Source organism: Enterobacter mori LMG 25706 (assembly GCF_000211415.1).
Lineage (GTDB): Bacteria > Pseudomonadota > Gammaproteobacteria > Enterobacterales > Enterobacteriaceae > Enterobacter > Enterobacter mori.
On sequence record NZ_GL890782.1, the window covers coordinates 67,382 to 73,845 of the forward strand.

Consider the following 6,464-nt stretch of genomic DNA (forward strand, 5'->3'; position numbering starts at 1 on the left):
TCCTTAAGCCGTTTTCAGTTCGCCAACCGGACGGGCTGGCTCAACTGCTGGATAGTAGGGTTCATTATGGCGCGCTTTGTTACGCAGACCTTCCGGCACCTCATAAAGCGGGCCAAGGTGCTGGTACTGCTGAACCATATCGAGATAGCGGGCGCTGCCGAGTGTATCCAGCCAGCGGAACGCGCCGCCGTGGAACGGGGGGAAGCCAAGGCCGTACACCAACGCCATATCCGCTTCTGCCGGGCTGGCGATGATGCCTTCTTCCAGGCAACGCACCACTTCGTTAATCATCGGGATCATCATCCGGGCGATGATTTCATCGTCGGTGAAATCGCGTTTTGGCTGACTGACGTCGTCCAGCAGACCATCCACCGCCGGATCTTCTTCTTTCTTCGGTTTGCCTTTGCTGTCTTCTTTATAGCGCCAGAAGCCCAGGCCGTTTTTCTGACCGAAGCGGTTAGCGTCGAACAGCGCGTCAATCGCGTCGCGATAGTCTTTCTGCATGCGCTGCGGGAAGCCTGCCGCCATCACCGCCTGCGCGTGATGGGCGGTATCAATGCCGACCACGTCCAACAGATACGCCGGGCCCATCGGCCAGCCGAACTGTTTTTCCATCACTTTGTCGATTTTGCGGAAGTCCGCGCCGTCGCGCAGCAGCTGGCTGAAGCCTGCAAAGTACGGGAAGAGTACGCGGTTAACGAAGAAGCCCGGGCAGTCGTTCACCACGATCGGGGTTTTGCCCATCTTGCTCGCCCACGCCACCACTTTGGCGATGGTTTCGTCAGAGGTTTTTTCCCCACGGATCACTTCGACCAGCGGCATACGGTGTACCGGGTTGAAGAAGTGCATGCCGCAGAAGTTTTCCGGGCGCTTCAGTACGCTCGCCAGTTCGCCAATCGGAATAGTGGAGGTGTTAGAAGCCAGCACGGTGCCTGGACGAACCTTGTCTTCCGTTTCGGCCAGCACCGCTTTTTTGACTTTCGGATTCTCAACGACCGCTTCAACCACCACGTCCACACGGTCAAAACCGCTGTACTCCAGCACCGGCTGAATGGTGGAGATCACGCCTGCGAGCTTCAGCCCGTCAATTTTTCCGCGCTCCAGCTGTTTATTCAACAGCTTGGCCGCTTCGGTCATGCCGAGCGTCAGGGATTTCTCGTTGATGTCCTTCATCACCACCGGCACGCCTTTCCATGCCGACTGGTAAGCGATGCCGCCACCCATAATGCCTGCACCGAGCACCGCCGCGTGTTTTGGCGTCTCAACGTTTTTGGTCAGCTGTTTGGCTTTACCTTTCACGAACTGATCGTTAAGGAAGATACCGACCAGCGCGCGGGCTTCATTGGTGTGCGCCAGCGGGACAAAGCTCTGATTTTCGAGCTTCAGGGCTTCGTCGCGGCCGAAGCGGGCTGCGGCTTCAATGGTTTTCACCGCCGTGATCGGCGCCGGGTAGTGTTTACCCGCCGTCTGCATCACCATGCCTTTAGCGATGGTGAAGCTCATGGTGGCTTCAATTTTGCTGAGCTTTAACGGTTCCAGCTTCGGCTGGCGTTTGGCTTTCCAGTCGAGGTCGCCATTGATGGCCTGACGGAGGATGGCGATAGCACCTTCAATCAGTTTTTCAGGCTTAACCACGCCGTCCACCAGGCCGATTTTCTGCGCCTGTTCTGCGCCGACATCTTTACCCGCGGCAATGATCTCCAGCGCGCTGTCGGCACCCAGCATGCGCGGCATACGCACGGAGCCGCCAAAGCCCGGCATGATGCCCAGCTTGGTTTCCGGCAGGCCGATGCGCAGATCCGGCGTGGCGAGACGGTAATCGGTGGCTAATACACATTCACAGCCGCCGCCCAGCGCGTAGCCGTTCACGGCGGAGATCGTTGGGACAGGCAGATCTTCCAGACGATTAAAGACGCTGTTGGCAAAGTGTAGCCACTGGCTCAGCTGTTCTTCAGGCACCAGGAAAAGCGAGAGAAATTCGGTGATATCGGCACCGACAATAAAGGCCGCTTTGTTCGAACGCAGCAGCAGCCCTTTTAATTCAGGTTGTTTTTCAAGAACATCCAGCGCCTGGCCAAGACTGGCCACCGTCGCGGTATCAAGCTTATTCACTGAGCCGGGGGCATCGAACACCAGTTCGGCAATGCCATCTTCCAGCCAGTTGAGGTACAGGGTGTCGCCTTTGTAAAGCATGTCAGTCTCCTGAATCCAGCAAGTGGATCTGGTCATACCAGATGAGACGGAGTGTGGAATTTATGTTAATAAAATGCAAATTTATCATTAAGAAATTGCTGCATTGATCACGGTCGGTGGAAATCACGCAGCCGGAGTGAGGTGTGCTAAGATGCGATGACTTGAGGTCAAAAAAACGAAAGGAAGAATGATGGACTCACTGGCTTCGCTTTATAAAAATCATATCGTTACCCTACAGGAACGTACCCGCGATGTACTGGCGCGCTTCAAGCTGGATGCCCTGCTAATCCACTCCGGCGAGCTGATGAACACGTTTCTTGATGACCATGCTTATCCGTTTAAGGTCAACCCGCAGTTTAAAGCCTGGGTGCCGGTGACACAGGTGCCAAATTGCTGGCTGCTGGTGGATGGCGTGAACAAGCCGAAACTGTGGTTCTATCTGCCGGTGGATTACTGGCACAACGTGGAACCGCTGCCGACTTCTTTCTGGACCGAAGAAATTGATGTGATTGCCCTGCCAAAAGCGGACGGTATTGGCAGCCAGCTGCCTGCGGCGCGTGGCAACATCGGCTATATTGGCCCTGTTCCAGAGCGTGCGCTGGGTCTGGATATTCCGGCGGATAAACTCAATCCGAAAGGGGTGCTGGATTATCTCCACTATTACCGCGCGTATAAAACCGACTACGAACTTTACTGCATGCGTGAAGCGCAAAAAACGGCGGTGAATGGCCACCGTGCCGCGCACGAAGCGTTCCAGTCGGGCATGAGCGAGTTCGATATCAATCTTGCCTACCTGACCGCAACCGGTCACCGCGACACCGACGTACCGTACAGCAACATCGTCGCGCTGAACGAGCATGCGTCTGTACTTCACTACACCAAACTTGATCACCAGGTTCCGTCGGAAATGCGCAGCTTCCTGCTGGACGCAGGGGCAGAGTATAACGGCTATGCGGCCGATCTGACCCGTACCTGGGCGGCGAATGGGGATACCGATTTCGCGCAGCTGATTAAAGACGTGAACGATGAACAGCTGGCGCTGATTGGCACCATGAAGGCCGGAACCAGCTATGTGGATTATCACATCCAGTTCCATCAGCGCATCGCTAAACTGCTGCGTAAGCATCAGATTGTGAAAGACATGAGCGAAGAGGCGATGGTCGAAAACGATCTGACCGGGCCATTCATGCCGCACGGTATCGGTCACCCGCTGGGCCTGCAGGTTCACGACGTTGCGGGCTTCATGCAGGATGATACCGGCACGCACCTGGCGGCACCGTCTAAATATCCTTACCTGCGCTGCACCCGTATCCTTGAGCCGCCCATGGTATTGACCATCGAGCCGGGGATCTACTTTATTGAATCCCTGCTGGCGCCGTGGCGTGAAGGGCAGTTCAGCAAGCACTTCAACTGGGAAAAAATTGATGCGTTGAAACCGTTTGGCGGCATTCGTATCGAAGATAACGTGGTTATTCATGAGAACGGTGTCGAGAACATGACGCGAGACCTGAAGCTGGCCTGATGGAAAGCTGGCTGATACCGGCTGAACCGGTCACCTTTGTTGAGGAAATCAAGAAAAGCCGCTTTATTACGCTGCTGGCGCACACCGACGGCGTAGAGGCGGCAAAGGCGTTTGTCGAGTCCGTTCGCGCGGAGCATCCTGATGCACGCCACCACTGCGTGGCGTGGGTGGCAGGACCGCCGGACGATTCGCAACAGCTGGGGTTTTCTGACGACGGTGAACCGGCTGGCACGGCCGGTAAACCTATGCTTTCGCAGCTGATGGGCAGCGGCGTGGGCGAGATCACCGCCGTAGTGGTTCGCTACTACGGCGGCATTTTGTTAGGCACGGGTGGGCTGGTTAAAGCCTACGGTGGAGGTGTCCAGCAGGCACTTAATCTGCTGATAACCACCCGCAAAACGCCACTTACCGAATATACTCTGGTATGCGAGTACTCGCAGCTTTCGGGCATTGAAGCGTTACTGAAGCACGTTAACGGTGTGATTGTGCACAGCGATTACCAGGCGATGGTGCAATTACGCGTGGCGCTTCCTCAGGCGGAACTGGCCTCTTTTTCAGCAAAACTCGCTGATTTTAGTCGCGGTTCGTTGCAATTGCTGCCGATTGAAGAATAATCCCCACCTCACTTTTTGAATACCAAAGGAAGCGGCAGAGATGCATTTTCGTGCCATAACCCGAATCGTTGGACTGCTGGTCATACTTTTTTCCGGGACGATGATTCTCCCAGGACTGGTGGCACTTATCTACCGGGACGGCGCGGGGCGTGCGTTTACCCAGACCTTTTTTGTCGCGCTGGCGATTGGCTCGCTGCTCTGGTGGCCAAACCGTCGTGAGAAAGGCGAGCTGAAATCTCGGGAAGGGTTTCTGATCGTCGTGCTGTTCTGGACGGTGCTGGGAAGCGTCGGTTCGCTCCCGTTTATCTTCTCTGAACAGCCCAATTTGAGCATCACGGATGCATTCTTTGAATCGTTCTCTGGTTTAACAACTACCGGTGCGACGACGCTGGTGGGGCTGGATTCTCTCCCACATGCCATTCTCTTTTATCGCCAGATGCTGCAGTGGTTCGGCGGTATGGGGATCATCGTCCTGGCGGTGGCTATCCTGCCCATTCTGGGCGTCGGTGGGATGCAGCTTTATCGGGCTGAAATGCCCGGCCCGCTAAAAGATAACAAAATGCGTCCGCGTATTGCGGAGACGGCAAAAACCCTGTGGCTGATTTATGTCTTGTTGACGGTCGCCTGCGCCCTGGCGCTGTGGTTTGCCGGAATGCCCGCTTTCGATGCCATCGGGCACAGCTTTGCGACTATCGCTATCGGTGGGTTCTCCACGCACGATGCCAGCGTGGGCTACTTCGACAGCCCGACGATTAACACTATTATTGCTATCTTCCTGCTGATCTCCGGTTGTAACTACGGTCTGCACTTCTCTTTACTGAGTGGGCGAAGCCTGAAGGTGTACTGGCGCGATCCGGAGTTCCGCATGTTTATTGGCGTCCAGTTGACGCTGGTGATCATCTGTACGCTGGTGCTTTGGTTCCACGATGTTTATAACTCGGCCATGACCACGCTAAACCAGGCCTTTTTCCAGGTGGTGTCGATGGCGACAACGGCGGGCTTTACCACGGACAGCATTGCGCGCTGGCCGCTGTTCCTGCCGGTGCTTTTGCTGTGCTCGGCCTTTATCGGGGGCTGTGCGGGGTCTACGGGCGGTGGCCTGAAGGTCATTCGTATACTGCTGCTGTTCAAACAGGGCAACCGCGAGCTGAAGCGTCTGGTTCACCCGAATGCGGTTTATAGCATCAAGCTGGGGAATCGTGCGCTGCCGGAACGTATTCTCGAAGCGGTGTGGGGTTTCTTCTCTGCTTATGCGCTGGTCTTTATCGTCAGTATGCTGGCTATTATTGCTACCGGCGTGGATGATTTCTCCGCATTCGCCTCTGTTGTGGCGACGCTTAATAACCTCGGGCCTGGGCTGGGCGTGGTGGCGGATAACTTTGCCAGTATGAACCCGGTGGCGAAGTGGATCCTTATCGCTAACATGCTGTTTGGGCGTCTTGAGGTCTTTACGCTGCTGGTGCTGTTTACCCCAACATTCTGGCGCGAGTAAGGAGTCATTAATGAAAACATTAGTTCTTTTCTCTACGCGAGACGGACAAACGCGCGAGATTGCCGCTTATCTGGCTTCTGAATTAAAAGAGCTGGGCATTTACGCGGATGTAGTGAACCTGAACCGTGCGGAACACATCGCGTGGCAGGAGTACGATCGTGTGGTGATTGGGGCGTCTATTCGTTACGGGCATTTCCATCCCGCGCTGGATCGTTTTGTGAAGAAACATAAGGACGTGCTCAATAAGCTGCCCAGTGCCTTCTACTCGGTCAATCTGGTTGCCCGTAAAGCAGAAAAGCGCACGCCGCAAACGAACAGCTATACGCGCAAGTTTTTACTTCATTCTCCGTGGCAGCCAACACTTTGCGCGGTCTTTGCCGGGGCGCTGCGCTATCCGCGCTACCGCTGGTATGACCGCTTTATGATCCGCTTGATTATGAAGATGACGGGCGGTGAAACCGATACGCATAAAGAAGTGGTGTACACCGACTGGTCGCAGGTTGCCAGTTTTGCGCGGGAAATCGCGCATATAACGGGCGATTCGCGACTTAAATAAGCGTTAAGTTTGAAAAGTGAGCGAACGAAAAGTTTTTTGTATTTTGTGCTTGTCACTTCAGAATAACTCCCTATAATGCGCCTCCAC

At 55.1% G+C, this 6,464-nt stretch carries 5 protein-coding genes; 4 read left to right on the forward strand and 1 reads right to left on the reverse strand.

The genetic code is table 11. The features are described 5' to 3' along the window. Nucleotides 1–3 precede the first annotated feature (3 nt). Nucleotides 4–2,193: a fatty acid oxidation complex subunit alpha FadB gene (gene fadB / locus ENTMO_RS0123065; RefSeq protein WP_010436775.1), complete on the reverse strand. Its 2,190-nt coding sequence runs from the start codon at nt 2,191–2,193 to the stop codon at nt 4–6. Between the two features lie 190 nt (nt 2,194–2,383). On the opposite strand from fadB, the gene pepQ reads away from it, so the two are divergent. Genes pepQ through hemG form a run of 4 tightly spaced genes read left to right on the forward strand, consistent with a single transcriptional unit; the run spans nt 2,384 to nt 6,377 of the window. Further along, a complete protein-coding gene (gene pepQ / locus ENTMO_RS0123070) occupies nt 2,384–3,715 on the forward strand; it encodes a Xaa-Pro dipeptidase (RefSeq protein ID WP_010436777.1) in 1,332 nt (443 codons plus the stop codon). Then, nucleotides 3,715–4,329, forward strand: coding sequence for an IMPACT family protein (locus ENTMO_RS0123075; protein ID WP_010436778.1), 615 nt, complete (start codon nt 3,715–3,717; stop codon nt 4,327–4,329). Before pepQ ends, ENTMO_RS0123075 begins: the two co-directional genes overlap by 1 nt. 40 nt (nt 4,330–4,369) lie before the next feature. Then, on the forward strand, nt 4,370–5,821 hold the full coding sequence (trkH, locus tag ENTMO_RS0123080; RefSeq protein ID WP_010436781.1) for a Trk system potassium transporter TrkH: 1,452 nt from the start codon (nt 4,370–4,372) through the stop codon (nt 5,819–5,821). Nucleotides 5,822–5,831: 10 nt separating this feature from the next. Beyond that, complete coding sequence (gene hemG, locus ENTMO_RS0123085) at nt 5,832–6,377, forward strand: menaquinone-dependent protoporphyrinogen IX dehydrogenase (RefSeq protein WP_010436783.1); 546 nt, start codon at nt 5,832–5,834, stop codon at nt 6,375–6,377. The last annotated feature ends 87 nt before the right edge of the window (nt 6,378–6,464 follow it).

What these genes read in the sequence shown, in the direction of transcription:
- trkH (WP_010436781.1), top strand. Translation starts at nt 4,370, where the DNA reads ATGCATTTTCGTGCCATAACCCGAATCGTTGGACTGCTGGTCATACTT.
- fadB (WP_010436775.1), bottom strand. Translation starts at nt 2,193, where the DNA reads ATGCTTTACAAAGGCGACACCCTGTACCTCAACTGGCTGGAAGATGGC.
- hemG (WP_010436783.1), top strand. Translation starts at nt 5,832, where the DNA reads ATGAAAACATTAGTTCTTTTCTCTACGCGAGACGGACAAACGCGCGAG.
- ENTMO_RS0123075 (WP_010436778.1), top strand. Translation starts at nt 3,715, where the DNA reads ATGGAAAGCTGGCTGATACCGGCTGAACCGGTCACCTTTGTTGAGGAA.
- pepQ (WP_010436777.1), top strand. Translation starts at nt 2,384, where the DNA reads ATGGACTCACTGGCTTCGCTTTATAAAAATCATATCGTTACCCTACAG.